Source organism: Halorubrum ruber (assembly GCF_018228765.1).
Taxonomy (GTDB): Archaea; Halobacteriota; Halobacteria; order Halobacteriales; family Haloferacaceae; genus Halorubrum; species Halorubrum ruber.
The window spans coordinates 1,622,508-1,642,261 of record NZ_CP073695.1 but is presented as its reverse complement, the minus strand read 5'-3'; the positions used below and the strand labels follow the sequence as shown (position 1 = coordinate 1,642,261).

Genomic DNA, 19,754 nt, shown 5'->3' with positions numbered 1-19,754 from the left:
GTTAGCCACGCCGTAATTATATATCCCCGTCACCTCCCACCCTCCATGTACGATTTCGTCGTCGTGGGCGCGGGGCCGCCGGGCTCCCGGTTCGCGCGGCGCGCGGCCGAGGCCGGGCACGACGTCGTCGCCTTCGAGAAGGGGTCGGTCGGCGAGCCGCTCGCCTGCTCCGGGCACGTCTCCGACGACGTGTGGGAGTACGTCCCCGACGGCGCCCGCGACGAACTCCTCCAGAACCTCGTGTACGGCGCTCGCTTCCACGTCGGGGGTCCGGGCTCGCGGGCGTACCCGTTCTACAAGCGAGAGCCGGTGTCGAACGTGATCGACCGCGTCGGGCTCGACCGGACACTCGCGGACTGCGCGCGCGATGCCGGCGCCGACGTCCGAGAGGACCACACCGTCGTCGGCGTCGAGGAGCGATCCGACCGGGTCGTCGTCGACGTCAAGACGCCCGCGGGCGACGTGGAGCGGGTCGAGGCACGGATGGTCGCCGGCTGCGACGGGCCGACCTCGCGGGTGCGCCGCGCGCTCGACCTCCCGGAGCCGGACGAGCTGCTCCACGGGGTCCTCGGGTTCGACCCGGAGCCGGACGCGGGCGACTACGTCGACGTCCACCTCACCGCGCCGACGTTCTTCGCGTGGCGGATCCCCCGCGGCGACGCGGGCGTCGAGTACGGGTTAGCGGCGCCGCCGAGCGAGGACGTGTCGGGGATGTTCGACCGGCTCACGGACGCGTACGGCGCGACGACGGACCGGCGCTGCTCGGGCGCGATTCCGGTCGGCCCGCCGGCGCGGACGACGAGCGACCGCGGCTTCCTGATCGGCGACGCCGCCGCGCAGACCAAGCCGTTCACCGGCGGCGGCATCCTCTACGGGATGCGCGCGGCCGACGTTGCCGCGGCGGCGATCGACCCGCGCGACCCGGCGACGCTCGCCGACTACGAGTCCGGGTGGCGCGACGAGCTCGCCACGGAGATCCGGCTCGGGAAGGCGATCCGGCGGTGCTACTCGCTCCCGGAACCGGTCCAGCGGGTCGGACTGCGGGCGCTGTCGGGCGAGATCGGCGTCCACATGGACGAGCCGTCCTCGTTCTTCTCGCCGTCGAACCTGCGGGCGCTGTTCTCGCGGGGGGCCCCTCCGGAACAGAAAAGTCGCGGCGACTGAGGAACGCTGCGACCCCGGTCGGTCGCTACTCCTCGACGACGTTCGCGAACGAGACGTTCTCGCGGACGCTCGTGATCTCGACGGTCGGCTCCTCGCCGGGTTCGGCGTCCGGGACGATGACGACGTAGCCGCGCTCGATCTTCGCGATCCCGTCGCCCTTGTCGCCGAGCGTCTCGATCGTCACGTCGCGGACCTCCCCCTCCGAGACGGGCGGGTCGGGCTGGACGGCGCCGGCGGCACCCCGGGAGGTGGGTCGCTGGCCGTCGTCGGACGCGGTCTCGCCCGAGCTACCGCTCGCGTCCGGAACGGACGCGGCGTCGTCTCCGGCGCTCGACGCCGACTCCTCGTCACCCGATTCGGCACGGTCTAAGACGGCGATCCGATACGTCTCTCCGACGTCGACGCTTCCGTGTTCGATCTCCGAGGCGGGAACGGTGACGACGTAGTCGTCGCCGCGGGACTCCACCCGCCCCGTGTACAGACACGCGAGAGAATCAGTGATTTCGACCATGCCCGTTCCTTTCGCGCACGGGGATGAAAAGCCACCTGTTCGGGCGCCCGGCGTGCGAAGGTAAACATTTACCCTCTCCCGAAGGAATCACCGCGCATGAGCCGAAACTACGAGTCACTCCACGACCCGAATGCGGAGTACACGATGCGAGAGCTCTCCGCCGAGACGATGGGGACCACGGGGACGCGCGGCGGCGGCCGCGACGTCGAGATCACGGACGTGCAGACGACGATGGTCGACGGGAACTTCCCGTGGACGCTCGTCCGCGTGTACACCGACGCGGGCGTCGTCGGCACCGGCGAGGCGTACTGGGGCGCCGGCGTGCCCGAACTCATCGAGCGGATGAAGCCGTTCGTCGTCGGCGAGAACCCGCTCGACATCGACCGCCTCTACGAGCACCTGATCCAGAAGATGTCCGGCGAGGGCTCCGTCGAGGGCGTCACCGTCACGGCCATCTCCGGCATCGAGGTCGCGCTCCACGACCTCGCCGGGAAGATCCTCGACGTGCCCGCCTACCAGCTGCTCGGCGGGAAGTACCGGGACAAGATGCGCGTCTACTGCGACTGCCACACCGAGGACGAGGCGGACCCAGAGGCCTGCGCCGATGAGGCCGAGCGCGTCGTCGATGAGCTGGGCTACGACGCCCTGAAGTTCGACCTCGACGTGCCGAGCGGGTTCGAGAAGGACCGCGCGAACCGCCATCTCCGCCCCGGCGAGATCCGCCACAAGGCGGAGATCGTCGAGAAGGTCACCGAGCGCGTGAAGGACAAGGCCGACGTCTCCTTCGACTGCCACTGGACGTTCTCGGGCGGCTCCGCGAAGCGCCTCGCGGACGCCATCGAGGAGTACGACGTGTGGTGGCTCGAAGACCCCGTCCCGCCGGAGAACCTCGAAGTCCAGGAAGAGGTCACGAAGAACACGACCACGCCGATCACGGTCGGTGAGAACCGCTACCGCGTCACCGAGCTGCGCCGCCTCATCGAGAACCAGGCGGTCGACATCGTCGCGCCCGACCTGCCGAAGGTCGGCGGCATGCGCGAGACCCGCAAGATCGCGGACGTGGCGAACCAGTACTACGTCCCGGTCGCGATGCACAACGTCGCCTCGCCGATCGCGACGATGGCGGCGGCCCACGTCGGCACCTCGATCCCGAACTCGCTCGCGATCGAGTACCACTCCTACGAGCTCGGCTGGTGGGAGGACCTCGTCGAGGAGGACGTCATCGAGGACGGCTACATCGAGGTGCCGGAGGAGCCGGGCCTCGGCCTCACCCTCGACATGGACGCCGTCGAGGAGCACATGGTCGAGGGCGAGACGTTGTTCGACGAGGCGTAAGGCGAAGTCAAGCGCGGAAATCTCTGATTTATTAAAATAACCGTGAGTGACTTCGACGAGAGCTTATAAAATACAGGCGGTGGCGCGCCTGTGAGCGGCCGCCACCGGCGGCCGCGAGCCAGTCCGCGAGGGACGCGGTGAGCGCTCGCAGAGCGCGAACCGCGAGGCTGGGGAGGCCTGAGGTGCTGGGCGGCGCGGTGCGGGGCGGGACTCAAAGGGGCAGTCGCGAGGCGGGCGCAGGCGACGTAAGCACCGGAGGGAGTGAGCGAAGCGAACGACCGAGGAGCGCAGCGAGCGTGCGCCCGCCTCGCGACTGGGGCTTTGGCGGTCGTCATCCCCGCAGCCTCAACCGTTTATAAACAGCTGACGGAAACACCGAGATTCCACTTATAAACGGCCTCACGAGTGATCGATCAGCCAGGAGAGACACCCATCAATTCGCGCGGTTAGTCTGTCGCTCGATAGGTTTCGGTGAGTTCCAAGACGACCGCGCTAGCCAAGATCGCACCTCCGAAGGCAAGACCGGCTAACGTGACGGAGTTTCCGTATCCGAAAGCGCTCGCAGCCACAGCAACGACGAACATCCAGAAGCCAATTTGGACTGCGAGTGTTCGAGCCGAATGATCGATAATTTCTGAGGGCATGAGTACCAATCGTCCGCGTCAGGCTTTCTTCGCCACTTGATCGAGCCGAACCGCTCCTAGCCCCCGCCGGTCGAGCTCCGCTTCGATCTCCCGGGTTCTGGGCGCGATCTCGTCCGGTTCGTGGCTGTCGGTTCCGACGGTCACCTCGACGCCGGCGTCGACGAGGCGGTCGAGGAACGCGGGCGCCGGGTGGAACTCCCCGTAGTCGTCGAGCAGGCGTCCGGCGTTGATCTCCGGGACCGTCCGCGAACTTCGAAACGCGTTGGCGACCGCGGCGTAGTGGTCCTCGGTCGCGAAGCCGCGGAGGTGCGGGTTGCGCTCGATCAGGTCCGGGTGCGCGGCGATCGCGAACTGCTCCGACTCGACGAGGGCGACCAGCTTCTCGAAGTAGCGGTCGACCAGTTCACGCCGCTCCGCCTCCGACTTGTCGGCGAAGTGCGAGCGCGTGTGGACGTTCGCGCCGTCGAGGTCGTGGACGCTCCCAACCGCGTAGTCGAAGCCGGCATCATCGAGGAACTCGGCGATCGCAGCTTCGTGAGCGGGGTCGTAGTCCATCTCGACGGCGTCGAACACGTCGATCGCTGCGTCCTCGCGGACCGCCTCGATGGCCTCGCGGCGCCGCTCGTACGTCATGTCGAGGTTGAACCCCAGCGCGCGCTTGTAGCGCCGCGCGCTCGGCTCCGGCGACACGTTACAGTGGTCGGCGAACCCGATCCCGTCGAGCCCGGCGTCCGCGGCCGCGTCGACCATCCAGCGCAGGAACGCCCCGTCCGAGTAGTTCGTGTGGGCGTGGTAGTCGTACACGGTGGCCGTTCGTCACGGTCCGACTCGAAGGTTCGGGTCGCACGGAACGCGTTCGCACGCGAGACCCAGTCCCGCCACGCCGCGATCGAACCCCCGGCACGCCGCGATCGAACCAGCAACATGATCCGCGAAACTCGTTGAAAGTTCATTTAGAAAATTTTTTCTCGCTGATGATTGGTTTATCATACCATGGGTACTACTGGCAAGATACGCTGTCGCGTCGTGGACGGCGACGACCGGCCGCTGGCGGGTCGGGTCGTGGTCGGCGAGCGGCGGGGCGGCGACGGGGACCGGATCGGCTACTGGACGACCGGCGACGACGGGGGGTTCGTCCTCGATGCGGACGGCGGCGTCGACGTGGACGACGTCTCGTTCACGGTTCGGAACCCCGCCGGCGGGGGCGACGAGGAGTCGGTCCGACGGCGAGACCGGCCGGACGGAGACGAGGCGGCGCTTCGCCTGACGGTGAACGCGCACAACGTCGCGATCCACGGCGGGACCGAACACCGGGGGATGAACGACGCGGCGTGTACCGCCGCCGGGCCGGTCAGGAGCCACCGGTTCCACACGCAGTTCCCGGGGCTCGATCCGTACGAGCGCGACGAGGACCTGCTCCGGACGCTCGGCGGCGCCGACGGCGAGGCGGACGCGCCGATGATGGAGTCCCCGGACGACCCGGTCGGCGACGCCGAGACGCCCGCCGGCTACGGCATCTTCGGCCAGTTCGTCGACCACGACGTCACGTTCGACCCGACCTCGGACATCGACCGACGGAACGACCCGGCCGCGTTGCGGAACTTCCGGACGCCGGCGCTCGACCTCGACTCCCTGTACCGGACGAACGCCGAGGCGGCGCCGTTCCTCTACGACCACGAGACGAACGAGCGCAAGCTGCTCACCGGCGAGGCGGCCGCGCCCGACGCCGAGGACGGCGGCGGCCTCTCGGGGCTCCCGGGGACCGACCTCCAGCGGAACGAGCAGGGGGTGGCGCTGATCGGTGACCCGCGCAACGACGAGAACGTCGTCGTCTCGCAGCTTCAGCTCGCGTTCGTCAACTTCCACAACCGCGTCGTCGACCACCTGCGCGGCCCGGGCTCCGACCTTGTCGAAGGGGGCGAGTCCGTCCTCGAAGCGGCCCAGCGGCTCGTCAGGTGGCACTACCAGTGGGTCGTGCGACACGACTTCCTGCCGCGGATCTGCGACCGATACGTCCTCGACGACATCGAGGAGCGCGGCCGACAGCACTTCGTCCCGCCGGGGCGAACGCCGGCGATTCCCGTCGAGTTCGGTGGCGCCGCCTACCGCTTCGGCCACAGCATGATCCGGCACGCGTTCGACGTCAACGACGAGGTCGGCGAGGTGCCGCTGTTTCCGACCGGGGCCGGGGACGGCCGGAACCTCCGCGGCGGCCGTCCCGTCCCGAGCGACCTCGTCGTCGACTGGTCACGCCTGCTGGACACCGGCGACGGCGACTACCAGCCGGCGCGGAAGACGGAGCCGCTCCTCGCGCCGACGCTGTTCGACCTGCCCATCTCCGGCGACTCCTCGCTCGCCGTCCGGAACCTCCGTCGCGCGAAGGCGCTCGGGATCCCCTCCGGCCAGGACGTCGCCGCGCGGATGGGGTACGACCCGATCCGCAACGAGGCGTTCGGCGAGGACTCGCCGATCATGAAGACGCTGCGAGCGCACGACCGCGGCGCCGACCCCGACTCGCCGCTGTGGTACTACGTGCTCGCGGAGGCCGAGCACCAGCAGGACGGCGAGCGCCTCGGCGCGGTCGGCAGCCGGATCGTCGCTGAGACGCTGATCGGCCTGATCGAGGCCGACGAGACGGCGTACCCGAACGCCGCGCCCGACGACTGGGAGCCGAGCCTCCCGCAGCCAACCCCGACCGAGAGGTACACGCTCGCCGATATCACCGAGTTCGCGGCGGAGGCGAACCCCGACGGCCTCGTGATCCACGCCGTCGACGCCGGGCCGGGGAGCGGCGTCGGCGACGGGTCGGGCGGCCCACTTGACGAGTCGGTGACGCTGCGCAACGCCGCGGACGACCCGATCGACCTGACCGGCTACGTCATCGATCTCGACGGCCAGCGCGACGAGCTCCCCGGCGCGACGCTCGGCCCGGACGAGACCCTCACCGTTCACGTCGGATCGGGCACGGACACCGCGACCGACCACTACCTCGGCCGCGGTGCGCCGGCTCTCGACGACGAGGGGGAGGTCGTCACCGTGTACGGCCCCGGCGGCGAGCGGACGACGCGGCGACGGTACGTCGGCTGACCGGAGGGACTCACCGCCCCTCGCCGACGAGCGCGTTCACCGAGATGACGAGGAACGCGAGCCCGGACATGCCGGCGATGACGGCGAAGGACGCGGCCCAGCCGAACAGGTCCGCGACGAGGCCGACGCCGACCGAGCCCGCGGAGCCGATGACCGTGTAGACGGTCCGGATCAGCCCGAAGCCTGCGCCGCGCTCCGCGTCGCCGAGCGCGTCCATGAAGCGCGGGTCGATCGCCGAAAAGAACGAGGAGCCGAGGCCGGCGAGGAACACGGCGACCCCGAGGCCGGCGAGCGTCGGGAGCGCCGGCAGCCCGACCGCGGCCGGGAGTTCGACGAGGTCGGGGAGCGCGACCAACCCTCCGAGGCCGAGCGCGCCGCCGAGAAGGGCGACGGCGATGCTCGCGTCGCGGCCCAGCCGGTCGGAGAGCCGGCCGAGCCCGACCTGCGCGCCGGCGCGGACGACGAAGAACGCGGAGAAGACGCCGCCGGCGAACGCGGGCGAGTACCCGCGGAGCTCGACGAGGAACGTCGGCAGGAAGGAGATGACGCCCTGCGCGACGTACGTCCCGAGCGTCGCGACCGCGAGCGGGACGAGGACTTCGCGCCGCCCGATCAGTTCGAGCAGCGGCGCGAGCCGGAGCCGCTCCGCCATCGACTGGTCCGGGCGCCGCGGCTCGGTCGGCCGGACTCGCCGCGCGAACAAGACGAAGATGGGGACGCCGACGAGCGCGGCCAGCGCGACGCCCGGGCGCCAGCCGTAGCGGACGCCGACCCAGGTCGCGGCGACCGGCGCGACGAGACCCGCCAGCGGACCGCCGAGCGAGTGGATCCCGACGGCGGTGCCGAGGTCGTCGAACGTCCGCGAGAGCAGCGTGGTCGCCACCGCGTAGTGGAGCCCCGCCGCGAGCCCGAGAAGCACCGCCGCCAGCACGAACGCGGGGAACACGGGCACGACGGCGAGCAGGAGGCTCATCGCAGTGGTCCCGCCGACCGCGACAAGGATGACGCGGCGCTCGCCGAACCGGTCCGCTAAGATTCCGCTCGGGAACTGCGAGAGCCCGTAGGCGAACCACATCCCGGAGAGCGCGACGCCGACCGCCGTGTTCGAGACCTCGAAGTCGTCGATGATCAGGGGGACCACCGGGCTGATCGCCAGCCGGGCGAAGTACGTCACGAAGAAGGCGAGCATACACAGCGTCAACACCGTGTGGCGGTAGCGCCAGTTCACGCCGACCGCCGCCCCCGCGCCGCCTGGTCCGGTCGATTCACTGCTGAGGGGCTCCGAGCGCTCGTGGCGTCGACTCCGCGGTTCACGTCTCGTCTCGGTCCTCTCGTGCGACCCGTATAAACCGTCCTCTCGCGGCGATCGGTCGGGGTGTTCACTTTCGGTCCGCGGTTCGCTCCGCCTCTGCGGTTTGCTCCCGCTCCGACAACCGCTCCGCGATCGCCGCGCCGGCGGTCCGCGGGTCGGCCTCGCGCACCGTCACCGGGTCGCCGACGGCGACGCGGCCCGGCTCAACCACGTCACAGCAGAGGCCGCCGCGGTTGCGGAGCGCCGACGCGAGCCCGTCCTCGCCGGCGAGTTCCTCGACGTGCGCGCAGGGGGGCCGACGCCGGGTCGGTCGCAGGAGGGCGTCGCCGACCGCGACGGTCGCGTCGAGGAGCGCGTCCATCTCGGCGCCGAACCCATCGACAACGACGTTCCGGCGGTGACGGCCGTCGCGCACGTCGATGCCGGTCTCCTCGCGGACGGCGGCGACCGCCTCCGCCGCGACGAGGGTGACCGCGCAGGCGTCGAGCTGGAAGTGGCCGTCGCCGCTGCGGTAGCGGTCGCCTTCGACGCCGTCGGGGCGGATCTCGACCGCGTCGCGGCGGACGGGCGGGGCGCCGCTCTCGGGCGCCGTGACGAGCGCGTCGACCGCGCCGCTTGGTCCGGTCGACTCCGCGGTCACTCGTCGAAGGTGCCCGCGGTCAGGTAGCGCTCGCCGCTGTCCCAGAAGACGGTGACAACGAGCGGTTCCTCGCCGGCGAACTCGCCGCTCTCGCGGAGTTCCGCCGCGACGTCCTTCGCGGCGAGGTTCGAGGCGCCGGACGACTGACCGACTAAGATCCCCTCCTCGCGGGCGAGGCGGCGGCACTCGGCCTCGGCGGCGTCGAGCTCGACGGTGTGGATCTCGTCGATCAGGTCGACGTCGAGGTTCGGCGCGACGAACCCCGGTCCCATCCCCTGGAAGTCGTCGACGCTGGGCTCGCCGCCCGAGAGGACGGCGTTGTCGGCGGGCTCGACCGCGTCGATCCGGACGTCCGGGAACGCCTCGCGCAGGCTGCGGCCGATCCCGGAGAGCGTGCCGCCGGTGCCGACGCCGGCCACGAGGGCGTCGACGGTGCGGTCACCGACCTGATCGAGGATCTCGGGCCCCGTCGTCTCGTAGTGGGCGCGCGGGTTCGCGGGGTTCTCGAACTGGCGAAGCTGGACGGTGTTCGGGTCTTCTTCGAGTTCGTCCGCTCGCTCCTTCGCGTCCGAGATGTCGCCGTCGACGAGCTCGACGGTCGCGCCGTACGCCTTCATCAGGCGGCGGCGCTCGATCGACTTCCCCTCCGGGATGACCAGCGTGACGTCGTAGCCGCGCGTCGCGCCGACCATCGCGAGGCCGATCCCGGTGTTGCCGGAGGTCGGCTCGACGATGCGGTCACCCGGCTCGATCTCGCCCGCCTCCTCCGCGGCCTCGACCATGTACAGCGCGGGGCGGTCCTTCGCCGAGCCGCCCGGGTTGCGCGACTCAACCTTCGCCGCCACCGTCGTCCCCGTGGGCGCGTCGACCCGCACCAGCGGCGAGCCGAGCGTCGACAGGATGTCGTCGTCCATTACCCGAACGGAGGCGGTCGCGACTCAAAGGCCCCGCGGACTCCGGCAATCGATGTCGACCGCTGTGGCGGAATCCGTTTATAAAATATCGCCTCGCGATCGAGTTCGCTTATAAATAATGGGTGAAATCCGAGGCAGACGCGGTGGCGCGCGCCTCCGAGTGGCCGCCCTCGGCGGCCACGAGGAGCGCGTGCGAGGGAGTCAGCCGGCCGGAGCGAAGCGGAGGCCGGCTGACGAGGCTGGGGAGGTGTGAGGCTGTGGTGCTGTGCGGTGCGGGGCGGGACTCGAAGGGGCAGCCGCGAGGCGAACGCAGGCGAAGGCAGGACCGCAGCGAGTGAGCGGAGCGAACGAGCGAGGACCGCCCCGAGCGTGTGTTCGCCTCGCGGCTGGGGCTTCGGTGGTGTTTGTCTCGATCGGCTATTTATAAGCGCCAGCACCGTACGGCCGAGCGTCTGGGCCTTCGGGGGCGTTCCTATCGCGACCGACCGGAACCTCGTCTTGCCACCGACGCGCCGTTTAGGTGCCTCGACGACCTACGCAGCCCCATGACGCTCGAAACCCTCGCGCCCGCCGCCGACGTCGACGCGGACGCGTTCGACGACTCGGTCCTCGCGGCGCTCGGAGCCGACGACTACGTATTTAAAGTGTGGGGCGGCGACTGGTGCGGCGACTGCCAGCGCCAGCTCCCCGAGTTCGGCGCCGCGCTCGCGGCCGCCGGCGTCCCGGACGACCGGATCGAGGCGTACCCGGTGACGAAGGGGCCGGAGGGGAAGGAGGGCGAATTAGTCGAGGCGTACGGGATCGAACTGATCCCGACTGTCGTCGTCGAGACTGCGGACGGCGAGGAGCTCGCGCGGTTCGTCGAGGAGGAAGCCGTCTCCATCGCGGAGTACCTGGCCGATCAGCTCGCGGACGTCGAAGCGACCGCCTGAATCGACTGCCGCCGCTCAGTCGTCGCTCGCGTTCACGTCGAACGCGTAGTAGAGTACGGTCATCGTAACGCCCATCGTGACCGCCTGAACCGTCGTGGTCGTGTCGAGGAGGACGCCGACCGCGAGGACCGACGCCGTCACTATCACGCCGGTGAGGAGGGCGTATCTGAGCCGAGAGAGCCCGCGCGCCCAGTCGTCGAGCCGGCGGTACAGCTGTCGGGGACCTGCCATGGGCGGCCGTCTCCCGCGCGAGGCAAGTGCCTTCGGGTCCGCGCGTCGCGGGCGGAGCCGTGACCGATCGCTCAAGTCGGTCCGGCGTCCACGCGACGTATGGCACGTGTCACGGTCTGGAACGAGTACCGACACGAGCGCGAGAGCGACGTCGTCGCCGACGTCTACCCCGACGGGATCCACGCCGTCGTCGCCGACGCGCTGGAGGAGGGCGGCCACGAGGTCCGCACCGCGACGCTCGACGAGGGGCCGGAGCACGGGCTCACTGAGGAAGTCCTCGACGACACCGACGTGCTCGTCTGGTGGGGCCACGCCGCCCACGACGAGGTCCGCGACGAAGTCGTCGACCGGGTCCACGAGCGCGTCCTCGACGGCACCGGCCTCATCGTCCTCCACTCCGCGCACTACTCGAAGATTTTTAAGCGATTGATGGGAACCAGCTGCTCGCTGAAGTGGCGCGAGGCCGCCGAGCGCGAGCGCCTGTGGACGATCGAGCCGAGCCACCCGATCGCGGACGGGATCGGCGAGCGGATCGAGCTGGACGAGACCGAGATGTACGGCGAGCGGTTCGACATCCCCGCGCCCGACACCCTCGTCTTCACCTCCTGGTTCGAGGGCGGCGAGACGTTCCGCTCCGGCTGCTGTTACCGCCGCGGGAACGGGAAGGTGTTCTACTTCCGCCCGGGCCACGAGACGTACCCGATCTACTACGACGAGGACGTGCGGCAGGTCCTCCGGAACGCGGTCGACTGGGCGGAGCCGGGCGACGGGCCCGAACCCGAATTCGGCAACGCCGACCCGATCGAGGAGATCGACGCGAGCGACGACCGGACGGTTCACTGATTGGAGTTAGCGGTGTGCGGGGTATCTGACCACGGAATTCCGGTGAAACCCTCCGACGCCCCTGACATCAGTTTATAAATGATTGACCGGAGATCGGCGGCGACCACCTCCAAAGCCCCAGCCGCTTACTTATAAATAGCTCACTACGGATCGGCGGCGACCACCTCCAAAGCCCCAGCCGTGAGGCCGCAGTACGCTCGTTGCGCTCCTCGCTCGCTCCGCTCGCTGCGGTGCTTACGTCGCCTACTGCGGCCTCACGGCTGCCCCTTTGAGTCCCGCCCCGCACCGCACGGCATCGCGCCTCACGCCTCCCCAGCCTCGTCAGTCGCCTCCGCTTCGCTCCGGCGACTGACTCCCTCGCGCGTGCTCCTCACGCCCTGCGGGCGTTCGGAGGCACGCGCCACCGCCCATTTATAAGCAACTGTCTCCGCCACTTACTCCGTTTTAAATATCGTATCGCTGTCGCTGGACTGATTCCGACTGCTTGAAGAAACCGACGAGCCGGCGGCTCAGCAGTGTAGAGCGACCGCCGCTACGGCGCGGACGTTGAAAGGCGGCCGCCTCACGCGAACGCGAGACGACCGGTTGTGTCGCACGCCGGCGGCCGGTCACGTGTGTCTCGACCGCGGCCACTGATAAACCCTCGTTCACGAGACCGCGAGCGAACGGCCGACGCGTCCCGTCAGTCCGGCCGGTGGACCTCGCCGTCGCGCGAGTCGGCGTCCTTCCGGCGGAGCGCGGCGGCCGCGTTGTTCGCGTCGTAGCCGAAGAACACGTCCTTCGCGTACGTCTCGGCCACCTCGGTCGCGTGGATCAGGTCGTCGACGTCGACGTCGACCGCGTACAGCTCCAGCGAGAACGGCGTCTCCGGCGGCGCACCGTGGAGGTCGTAGTCGCCGCCGAGCCGCGAGCGGAACCCGCGAGCGATGGTCTCCAGCCAGTAGGTCGTGCTGTACTCCGTGTCGTACAGCGGGACGACGAACTCGTCGACGTGCTCGGCGAGCCGGTCGATGTCGAGCCCGGCGCGCTCGTAGAGGTGGTCCGGATACGGGTCGGGGTATAACGTGAGCAGGAGCCGTCCGGGGACAAGCTCGGCCGCCTCGGCCACGAACTCGGTGATGATGTCCGCGCGCCAGTCGGCGAAGTCGTCGCGGTCGCTCTCGGCGAACAGGCGCTCGCAGCGGTCGCAGTGACAGAACCCCTCACGGGGGAACCCGACGTCGTCGAGGCGGACGTCGTCGTTCTCGGCCGCGCAGTCCGCGATAATCTCCAGTAAGCCCTCGCGGTACTCCGGGTGCGTCGGGCAGATGTACGCCCAGTCGAAGTACTCGCGGTCGCGAGTCGCCGGCTCGCCGCGCTCGTCGACGGGAACGAGGTCGTCGTCCTCGCTCGCGGCCGCGTTGTCGCCGAAACACGACACCATGTTCACGGCGTTCGGCAGCGGCTCGGCGGACCGCCCCGTGACGTCTTTCACCTCGTAGAAGCCGAGGTCGAACGGCTCCATCGCGACCTCGTCGGCGTTGCGCGTGACGACCCCGTACATGGGGCCGGATACGGGACTGGTCGGTAAAAACGGACGGTATCGCAGCGATCGGCCGCAGGCGCGGTCGACGCGCGATGCGGGTCTCGTGCGATTCGGTTCGACGCGCGATTCCCTTCGCGGAGGGCGCGAACGCGGCTGCGCGGCGTTACTCGACTTCGACGGGCTGCTTGTCGCCGGCGAAGAGGAAGTACGCGAGCGCGACGAGCGACAGCACGAGGACGAGCTTGGCTTTCTTGCTCATACTAGACGCGTCGGGCGGCGGGCGCTAAAATCTACCGGAGGGAGACTCGCGAGGGTATCCCACACCGAACGCGAGCCGACGCTTCAAACGTCGATGTGGTCGGCGATGTCCGCCCGGAGGATCGTCGAGCAGTAGTCGCAGCGGACGCCGTCGGCCACGACGTCGAATCGGGTCTCGATTGGCTCGTCGGCGTTGGTGATACAGTTGCGGTTCGGACAGGAGAGCACGCCCGTTACGCCGTCGGGGCGGGTGACGCGGTTCTTCTCGACGACCTCGAAGTCGCGGACGATGTTGATCGTCGCCTCGGGCGCGATGAGCGAGAGCACGTCGACCTCCGACTGCGACAGCTCCCGGTCTTCGACCTTCACGATGTCCTTGCGGCCGAGCCGGTCGGAGGGGACGTTCATCCCGACTGAGACGCCGAACCCCTCGGAGCCGTCGATGCCGAGGATTGCGAGGACGTTCAGCGCCTGCCCGGCCTCGACGTGGTCGATGACGGTGCCGTCGCGGATCTTCGAGACGCGCAGCTCGTGGTCGCTCATCGGTCCACCTCCGTCCCCTCGTCGCCGTCCGGATTCGCGTTCTCCAAGAGGGTGTCGAGCAGCGCCATCCGCACCGGGATCCCGTTGTGCGCCTGCTCGAAGTAGCGCGCGTGCTCGGTCTCGTCGACGTCGGGCGCGATTTCGTCGACGCGCGGGAGCGGGTGCATCACGGTGAGGTCGTCGGCGGCGGCGTCGAGCGTCTCGGCGTCGATCCGGTACTCGCCGGCGACGCGGTGGTACTCGTTCTCGTCGGGGAACCGCTCCTTCTGGATCCGGGTGACGTACAGCACGTCGAGCTCGTCGAGGACCGGGTCGAGCTCCTCGTGTTCGCGGATCTGCGCGCCCGTCTCGTGGAGGTCGAAGCGCACGGAGCGGGGGAGCCGCAGCGACTCGGGGCTGATGAAGTGCTGGTTGGCGTCGAACTCCGTCAGCGCGGCCGCCAGCGAGTGGACCGTCCGCCCGTACTTCAGGTCTCCCATGATCCCGATGGTGAGGTCGTCGAGCCCATGGTCCTCGCGGATCGTGTGGAGGTCGAGCAGCGTCTGGGAGGGGTGTTGCCCGGCGCCGTCGCCCGCGTTGACGACCGGGACGTCGACGCGCTCGCCGGCGAGCGTCGCGGCGCCCTCGCTGGGGTGGCGCAGGACGAGGGCGTCGGCGTACCCCTCGATGACGCGGACGGTGTCGGACAGCGACTCCCCCTTCGAGACGGACGAGGAGTCGACGTCGCCCATGTCGATGGTGTTCATCCCGAGGCGCTTGGCCGCGCTGTCGAAGCTCATCCGGGTGCGCGTGCTGGGCTCGAAGAAGCACAGCGCGAGCACGCGCCCGGCGTGCCGGTCCGCGTAGGCGGCGGGGTCGTCGGCGACCGCTCGGGCCCGGTCGAGCACGGCCTCGATGTCATCCCGCGAGAGCTGGGTCGCGGTGATGAGGTGGTCCTGTCGCATCGTCTGAGATGGGATTCGGCAGTATCTTGAATCCCTCGGCTCGGGGCGCAGCGCGGGTGTTCACGTCCGTGTGGATCCCTATGACCGACAGTTTCGAGATTCGCAGAACGCGGTGATAGTTCGCACGCTCGGTGGCCGCCGACACCCGTCCGCGCTTATAAACCGATCCGGGCCAAAGGTCCGACTATGTCCGACAACGACCCGGCCGACCTGCTCCCGAACGACCGCGTGAAGCAAGCCGCCCTCGACGGCGAGGTGACGCAGCTCCACCGCGGGAACCGCTACGGCGAGGAGGGTGACACGTTCGAGGTCGACGGCGTCGCCTTCGAACTGACCGAGGTCACCGAGCGCACGCTCGGCGACATGACCGACGAGGACGCGAAGCGCGAGGGGTCGCCCTCCTTAGAGGCGTACAAGGAGCGAATGGTCCGCGCGCACGGCGGAAACTTCGACTGGGACGACGACGCCGACGTGGTCCGACACCGCTTCGAGCGGGTCGACGAATAGCGAACTGAGCGACGAATAGCGGAGCGGGGAGAACGAGGCGCGCGAGCGGGGAACGCGAGCCGACTCAGTCGTCGTCCGCGGCCGCGCCGTCGCCCTCGCCCGCGGCGGTCGCCGCGTCGTCCTCGATGCTCGGCGGGTACTTCCCGCGGTCGAGCTTCAGGTCGGACTGCGGGCGCGCCATACAGGTGAGCGCGTACTCCTCGGCTTCCTCGTCGGTGAGACCGCGGGCCGCCGGCTGAGTCACCTCGCCCTCGACGATCTCCGCGGAGCAGGCGAGACACATCCCGACGCGGCAGGAGTACTCCTGGGCGATCCCCTCGTCGAAGCAGGAGCTGAGGATCGTCTCCGTGTCGGCCACCTCGATCGTCTCGCCGGTGCCGACGAACTCGACGGTGTACTCGGTCATGGCGCCGAGTACCCGCCGACCGGTCAAAAAGGGTTCCCCTCGATCGCGTCGTTGTCGCGGGGACGGAAGAGAACGAAACGAGCGGAAATCGTCGCTGAGATTTATAAATATACACACGTAACTGTGTACTGTGATGTCGACGAAAACGATCTCGCTCGACGAGGAGGCCTACGAGCGGCTCAAATCGCACAAGCGGGAGGGTGAGTCGTTTTCCGACGTGGTCAAACGGATCGCTGGTGAGCGATCGTGGACGGAAGTCGCAGGAATTCTCTCCGAAGAGGAGGGCGAGGAACTCGAATCCCTCGTCGAGGAGGGGCGGTCTCGCTCTCGCGACCGGCGCGAACAGATCGACGCAGATGTACAGGACGTCGAATGATCGAGGACACGACGTTCATTATCGATGTCCTACACGACGATCAGGACGCGATCCGATACCTCGATCTCATCGAGCGCGAGAATCGGCCCGAGAAGATCTCCTCGATGACGGTACTCGAACTGTACGAGGCGGTCCCACAGTTGAACGCTCCTGAAGACCGCCGACAGGCGATTCTCGACGTACTCGACACGCGCCACGCGGTCGTCGCCGATGAGACCGTGATGAGAAAGGCCGGGAAGATTTCCGGCTCGCTTCGCGCCCAAGGGCGAGAGATAGACAGAGAGGACTGTATCATCGGGGCGACGGCACTTTTGAACGACGAACCGGTCGTGACTCGAAACCGCGACCACTTCGAGCGTATCGACGGCCTCGACGTGGAGACGTACTGAGCGCCGGCCAGCTGGCCTCGTTTTCCTCCCACCTATCGCAACGACTAATCCCCCGCCGGACGCTTCCCGAGGTATGACCGGCAAGGCCACCGCGCGAGCCCACCCGATCCAGGGGCTCGTCAAGTACCACGGGATGCGCGACGAGGAACTGCGGCTCCCGTACCACGACAGCATCAGCCTCTGTACCGCCCCGACCGCGACGACGACCACCGTCGAGTGGCAGCCCGACGCGAGCGAGGACACCTACGTCATCGGCGGCGAGGCGGTCGACGGGCGTGCCGCCGAGCGCATCGACATGGTCGTCGACCACGTCCGCGAGCTGGCGGGCGTCGACGCCGCGGTGCGGTTAGAGAGCGAGAACTCCTTCCCGTCGAACATCGGCTTCGGCTCCTCCTCGTCCGGGTTCGCGGCCGCGGCGCTCGCCCTCGTCGAGGCCGCGGGGCTCGACATGTCGCTCCCGGAGGTCTCCACCGTCGCCCGCCGCGGCTCCTCCTCCGCGGCCCGCGCCGTCACGGGCGCGTACTCGCGGCTCGACGCCGGCCTCAACGACGAGGACTGCCGCTCCTACCGCCTCGACACCGGCGTGAGCGAGGACGGCTTCGACCCCGAGGAGGACCTCCGGATCGTCGCCGCCCACGTCCCCGCTTATAAAGAGACCGAGGAGGCGCACCGCGAGGCCGCCGCGAGCCACATGATGCAGGCGCGGACCGCGCACGTCCAGGACCAGCTGGTCGAGATGACCGACGCGCTCCGCGCGGGCGAGTTCGACCGGATCTTCGAGACGGCCGAGCACGACTCCCTCTCCCTGACGGCGACGACGATGACCGGCCCCGCGGGGTGGGTGTACTGGCAGCCCGAGACGATCGCGGTGTTCAACGCGGTCCGCGAGCTCCGGGAGGAGGGCGTCCCCGTCTACTTCTCGACGGACACAGGCGCCTCGGTGTACGTGAACACGCTCGCCGACCACGTCGACGAGGTGGAGAGCCGGATCGCCGAGATCGGCATCGACGCCGACGTCTGGGAGGTCGGCGGCCCGGCGCGCGTCCTTGACGAGAGCGAGGCGCTGTTTTAAATAACGCCTTTTTAAATAAGAACCGCCGTGCGGTGGCGCGCGCCTGCGAGCGGCCGATAGGCCGCGAGGAGCGCGTGCGAGGGAGTCGACCGCCCGGAGCAACGCGGAGGGCGGTCAACGAGGCTGGGGAGGCTTGAGGCTGCGGTGCGGTTCGGGGTGGGACTCAAAGGGGCAGCCGTGAGGCGGCCGCAGGCGACGTAAGCACTGGAGGGAGCGAGCGAAGCGAGCGACTGAAGCGCGTGGTTCGAGACGCCGGAGGCGTCTCGTCATCCCGAAAATCGGAGATTTTCGGGCGACAGCGAGCGTGCGGCCGCCTCACGGCTGGGGCTTTGATGGTGTTCTCCGTTGATTCGGGATCAACTATTTATAAGCGAACGGCTGGGGCTTTGATGGTGTTCTCCGTCGATCCGGGACCAACTGTTTATAAGCGAACGGCTGGGGCTTTGGCGGTGGTCGCCGTCACAGCGACTCTGAATCCATCGTCACCCGCTTATTCCTCCGGATCTTCGCCGCGCGCTCGCTTGTACATCGCCAGCGCCGCCTCCCGCCGCTCCGAGTGGTCGACGATCGGCGCAGGGTACTCCGGCGCGGCGTTCGCGCGCTGTGTGGGCGACAGCTCGTGCCACTCGTGGATGAGGTCGGCGTCGAGTCCGCGCAGCTCCGGCACGTGTTCTTTTATATACTCCGCGTCGGGGTCGTACCGCTCGCCCTGTGTCATCGGGTTGAAGATGCGGAAGTACGGCTGCGCGTCGGTCCCGGTCGAGGCCGCCCACTGCCACCCGCCGTTGTCGTTGGCGGTGTCGTGGTCCGCCAACTTCTCTCGGAAGTGGTCGTAGCCGTGGCGCCAGTCGGCGAGGAGGTCCTTCGTGAGGAAGGAGGCGACGATCATCCGCACGCGGTTGTGCATGAACGCCTCCTGACGCAGCTGGCGCATCCCCGCGTCGACGATGGGGTACCCCGTCTCGCCGCGCTTCCACGCCGCGATCTCCTCGGGGTCGTCGCGCCACTCGATCCCCGCCTCGTACTCCTTGAAGTTCGACGTCACGACCTCGGGATTGTGGAAGAGCACCTGCGCGTAGAACTCCCGCCACGCCAGCTGCTGTTGGTACTCCTCGACCTGCTCGGGGGCGTCGTCGGGCCGCGCGTCCGACTCGGCCTCCGCCATCGCCTCCTCGGTCGCGGCGTACGCCTCCCGGACGCCGATCTCGCCGTACTTCAGGAACGCCGAGAGCCGGGAGGTCGCCCCCTTCGCCGGGTAGTCGCGCTCGGCCTCGTAGGCGAACACCGCCTCGTCGAGGAACTCGTCGAGGCGCTCGCGGGCGGCCGCGGTCCCCGCGGGGCCGACCTCGGCGTCGGGCTCCGCGAAGCCGAGGTCGGCGGGAGCGGGAAGGTCGCCGACGGCGAGGCCGTTCAGACCAGCGTCGGCGGTGACGCTTCCGGCGTCGGCGTCCCCGCCGTCCGCGACCGCGTCCGCCGCGTCGTCCCAGTCGACCGCGTCGACCGCGTCCGCGAGCCGGTCGGCGTCGACGAGCCCCTCGCCGGTCGGCGTCGGCGCCGGGTCGTCCGTCGCGCGGTCGGTCCACTTCTTCCAGTAGTAGCTGTACACCGAGTAGGGGTCACCGGCGTTCGTCCGGATCGCGTCGGGGTCGTGGAGGACCGCGTCGTGGTGCGCCTCGCGCGCCACGTCGACCCCGTCGAGCGCGCGCCGTACTCCCGCGTCGCGCTCGCGGGCGAGTCCCGAGTAGTCGCGGTTCCAGACGACGCGCTCGGCGTCGAGCGCGTCCGCGAGCCGGGGGAGGACCGTCTCGGGGTCGCCGCGCGCGACGAGCAGGTCGCTCCCGCGCTCGCGGTAGTCGTCGCGGAGCGCGGCCAGCCCGTCGAGCAGGCGGCGGACGCGCACGTCGCTCGCGTGTTCGAGGATGTCCGGATCGAAGACGAAGACGGGCGCGGCGGGGCCCCGGTCCGCGTCGTCGTCGGCCCCGGTCGCGGCCGCGAGGCCGACGTTGTCGGCGGCTCTGAGGTCCCGTCGGTGCCAGAACAGCTCCATGGGATCGACACGGGCGCGTTCACCGTGAAACCACCGGGACCGACGAGGGAGGCGCCGACCTCGCCGGTCGAGAG

Annotated in this window: 20 protein-coding genes; 9 read left to right on the top strand and 11 right to left on the bottom strand. The window is 69.3% G+C overall.

Going from position 1 to position 19,754, the window contains the following annotated elements:
- Positions 1–45 precede the first annotated feature (45 nt).
- Entirely contained in the window at positions 46–1,164 is a 1,119-nt protein-coding gene (locus J7656_RS08195) for a geranylgeranyl reductase family protein (RefSeq protein ID WP_017343359.1), read from the top strand.
- Positions 1,165–1,189: 25 nt separating this feature from the next.
- On the opposite strand, the gene J7656_RS08190 is transcribed toward J7656_RS08195, so the two are convergent.
- Positions 1,190–1,675 (bottom strand): TRAM domain-containing protein, encoded by a 486-nt coding sequence (locus J7656_RS08190; protein WP_017343360.1) that lies wholly within the window; start codon positions 1,673–1,675, stop codon positions 1,190–1,192.
- Positions 1,676–1,771: 96 nt separating this feature from the next.
- On the opposite strand from J7656_RS08190, the gene J7656_RS08185 reads away from it, so the two are divergent.
- The gene (locus J7656_RS08185; protein ID WP_017343361.1) at positions 1,772–3,010 is read left to right on the top strand and encodes a mandelate racemase/muconate lactonizing enzyme family protein; all 1,239 of its coding nucleotides are present in this window, start codon (positions 1,772–1,774) and stop codon (positions 3,008–3,010) included.
- Positions 3,011–3,672: 662 nt separating this feature from the next.
- Here the strand turns inward: J7656_RS08185 and J7656_RS08180 are convergent.
- Positions 3,673–4,458 (bottom strand): PHP domain-containing protein, encoded by a 786-nt coding sequence (locus J7656_RS08180; RefSeq protein ID WP_211553020.1) that lies wholly within the window; start codon positions 4,456–4,458, stop codon positions 3,673–3,675.
- 222 nt (positions 4,459–4,680) lie between these two features.
- Between J7656_RS08180 and J7656_RS08175 the strand changes: the two genes are divergently transcribed.
- Entirely contained in the window at positions 4,681–6,741 is a 2,061-nt protein-coding gene (locus tag J7656_RS08175) for a peroxidase family protein (RefSeq protein ID WP_017343363.1), read from the top strand.
- 10 nt (positions 6,742–6,751) lie between these two features.
- On the opposite strand, the gene J7656_RS08170 is transcribed toward J7656_RS08175, so the two are convergent.
- From J7656_RS08170 to J7656_RS08160, 3 genes are all read right to left on the bottom strand, one after another.
- Positions 6,752–7,969 (bottom strand): MFS transporter, encoded by a 1,218-nt coding sequence (locus J7656_RS08170; RefSeq protein WP_026046228.1) that lies wholly within the window; start codon positions 7,967–7,969, stop codon positions 6,752–6,754.
- A gap of 151 nt (positions 7,970–8,120) precedes the next feature.
- Entirely contained in the window at positions 8,121–8,693 is a 573-nt protein-coding gene (locus tag J7656_RS08165; protein ID WP_017343365.1) for an MOSC domain-containing protein, read from the bottom strand.
- Positions 8,690–9,607, bottom strand: a complete 918-nt coding sequence (locus tag J7656_RS08160) for a PLP-dependent cysteine synthase family protein (RefSeq protein ID WP_017343366.1) — start codon at positions 9,605–9,607, stop codon at positions 8,690–8,692. Before J7656_RS08160 ends, J7656_RS08165 begins: the two co-directional genes overlap by 4 nt.
- 545 nt (positions 9,608–10,152) lie before the next feature.
- Between J7656_RS08160 and J7656_RS08155 the strand changes: the two genes are divergently transcribed.
- Positions 10,153–10,539: a TlpA family protein disulfide reductase gene (locus J7656_RS08155; RefSeq protein ID WP_017343367.1), complete on the top strand. Its 387-nt coding sequence runs from the start codon at positions 10,153–10,155 to the stop codon at positions 10,537–10,539.
- 15 nt (positions 10,540–10,554) lie between these two features.
- On the opposite strand, the gene J7656_RS08150 is transcribed toward J7656_RS08155, so the two are convergent.
- The gene (locus tag J7656_RS08150) at positions 10,555–10,770 is read right to left on the bottom strand and encodes a hypothetical protein (RefSeq protein WP_017343368.1); all 216 of its coding nucleotides are present in this window, start codon (positions 10,768–10,770) and stop codon (positions 10,555–10,557) included.
- A 99-nt stretch (positions 10,771–10,869) separates the two neighbouring features.
- Between J7656_RS08150 and J7656_RS08145 the strand changes: the two genes are divergently transcribed.
- Complete coding sequence (locus J7656_RS08145) at positions 10,870–11,613, top strand: ThuA domain-containing protein (RefSeq protein WP_017343369.1); 744 nt, start codon at positions 10,870–10,872, stop codon at positions 11,611–11,613.
- A gap of 682 nt (positions 11,614–12,295) precedes the next feature.
- On the opposite strand, the gene J7656_RS08140 is transcribed toward J7656_RS08145, so the two are convergent.
- The 3 genes from J7656_RS08140 to pyrB all read right to left on the bottom strand — a co-directional run bounded on the left by J7656_RS08140 (position 12,296) and on the right by pyrB (position 14,883).
- Positions 12,296–13,156: a hypothetical protein gene (locus J7656_RS08140; RefSeq protein ID WP_211553019.1), complete on the bottom strand. Its 861-nt coding sequence runs from the start codon at positions 13,154–13,156 to the stop codon at positions 12,296–12,298.
- A gap of 324 nt (positions 13,157–13,480) precedes the next feature.
- Entirely contained in the window at positions 13,481–13,939 is a 459-nt protein-coding gene (gene pyrI, locus J7656_RS08135) for an aspartate carbamoyltransferase regulatory subunit (RefSeq protein ID WP_017343372.1), read from the bottom strand.
- Positions 13,936–14,883: an aspartate carbamoyltransferase gene (gene pyrB / locus J7656_RS08130; RefSeq protein ID WP_004595635.1), complete on the bottom strand. Its 948-nt coding sequence runs from the start codon at positions 14,881–14,883 to the stop codon at positions 13,936–13,938. The genes pyrI and pyrB overlap by 4 nt, the downstream gene beginning before the upstream one ends.
- 186 nt (positions 14,884–15,069) lie before the next feature.
- Here pyrB and J7656_RS08125 point away from each other — a divergent pair, with 186 nt between their 5' ends.
- Positions 15,070–15,390, top strand: coding sequence for an ASCH domain-containing protein (locus tag J7656_RS08125; protein ID WP_211553018.1), 321 nt, complete (start codon positions 15,070–15,072; stop codon positions 15,388–15,390).
- Between the two features lie 64 nt (positions 15,391–15,454).
- Here the strand turns inward: J7656_RS08125 and J7656_RS08120 are convergent, their stop codons facing one another.
- The gene (locus J7656_RS08120; RefSeq protein ID WP_017343374.1) at positions 15,455–15,796 is read right to left on the bottom strand and encodes a 2Fe-2S iron-sulfur cluster-binding protein; all 342 of its coding nucleotides are present in this window, start codon (positions 15,794–15,796) and stop codon (positions 15,455–15,457) included.
- A gap of 133 nt (positions 15,797–15,929) precedes the next feature.
- On the opposite strand from J7656_RS08120, the gene J7656_RS08115 reads away from it, so the two are divergent.
- The 3 genes from J7656_RS08115 to mvaD all read left to right on the top strand — a co-directional run bounded on the left by J7656_RS08115 (position 15,930) and on the right by mvaD (position 17,633).
- On the top strand, positions 15,930–16,172 hold the full coding sequence (locus tag J7656_RS08115; protein WP_017343375.1) for an antitoxin VapB family protein: 243 nt from the start codon (positions 15,930–15,932) through the stop codon (positions 16,170–16,172).
- Complete coding sequence (locus J7656_RS08110; protein ID WP_017343376.1) at positions 16,169–16,561, top strand: PIN domain-containing protein; 393 nt, start codon at positions 16,169–16,171, stop codon at positions 16,559–16,561. The genes J7656_RS08115 and J7656_RS08110 overlap by 4 nt, the downstream gene beginning before the upstream one ends.
- 73 nt (positions 16,562–16,634) lie before the next feature.
- A complete protein-coding gene (gene mvaD / locus J7656_RS08105) occupies positions 16,635–17,633 on the top strand; it encodes a phosphomevalonate decarboxylase MvaD (protein ID WP_017343377.1) in 999 nt (332 codons plus the stop codon).
- Between the two features lie 490 nt (positions 17,634–18,123).
- Here mvaD and J7656_RS08100 read toward each other — a convergent pair whose 3' ends face one another.
- Positions 18,124–19,680 (bottom strand): cryptochrome/photolyase family protein, encoded by a 1,557-nt coding sequence (locus J7656_RS08100; RefSeq protein WP_211553016.1) that lies wholly within the window; start codon positions 19,678–19,680, stop codon positions 18,124–18,126.
- Between the last annotated feature and the right edge of the window lie 74 nt (positions 19,681–19,754).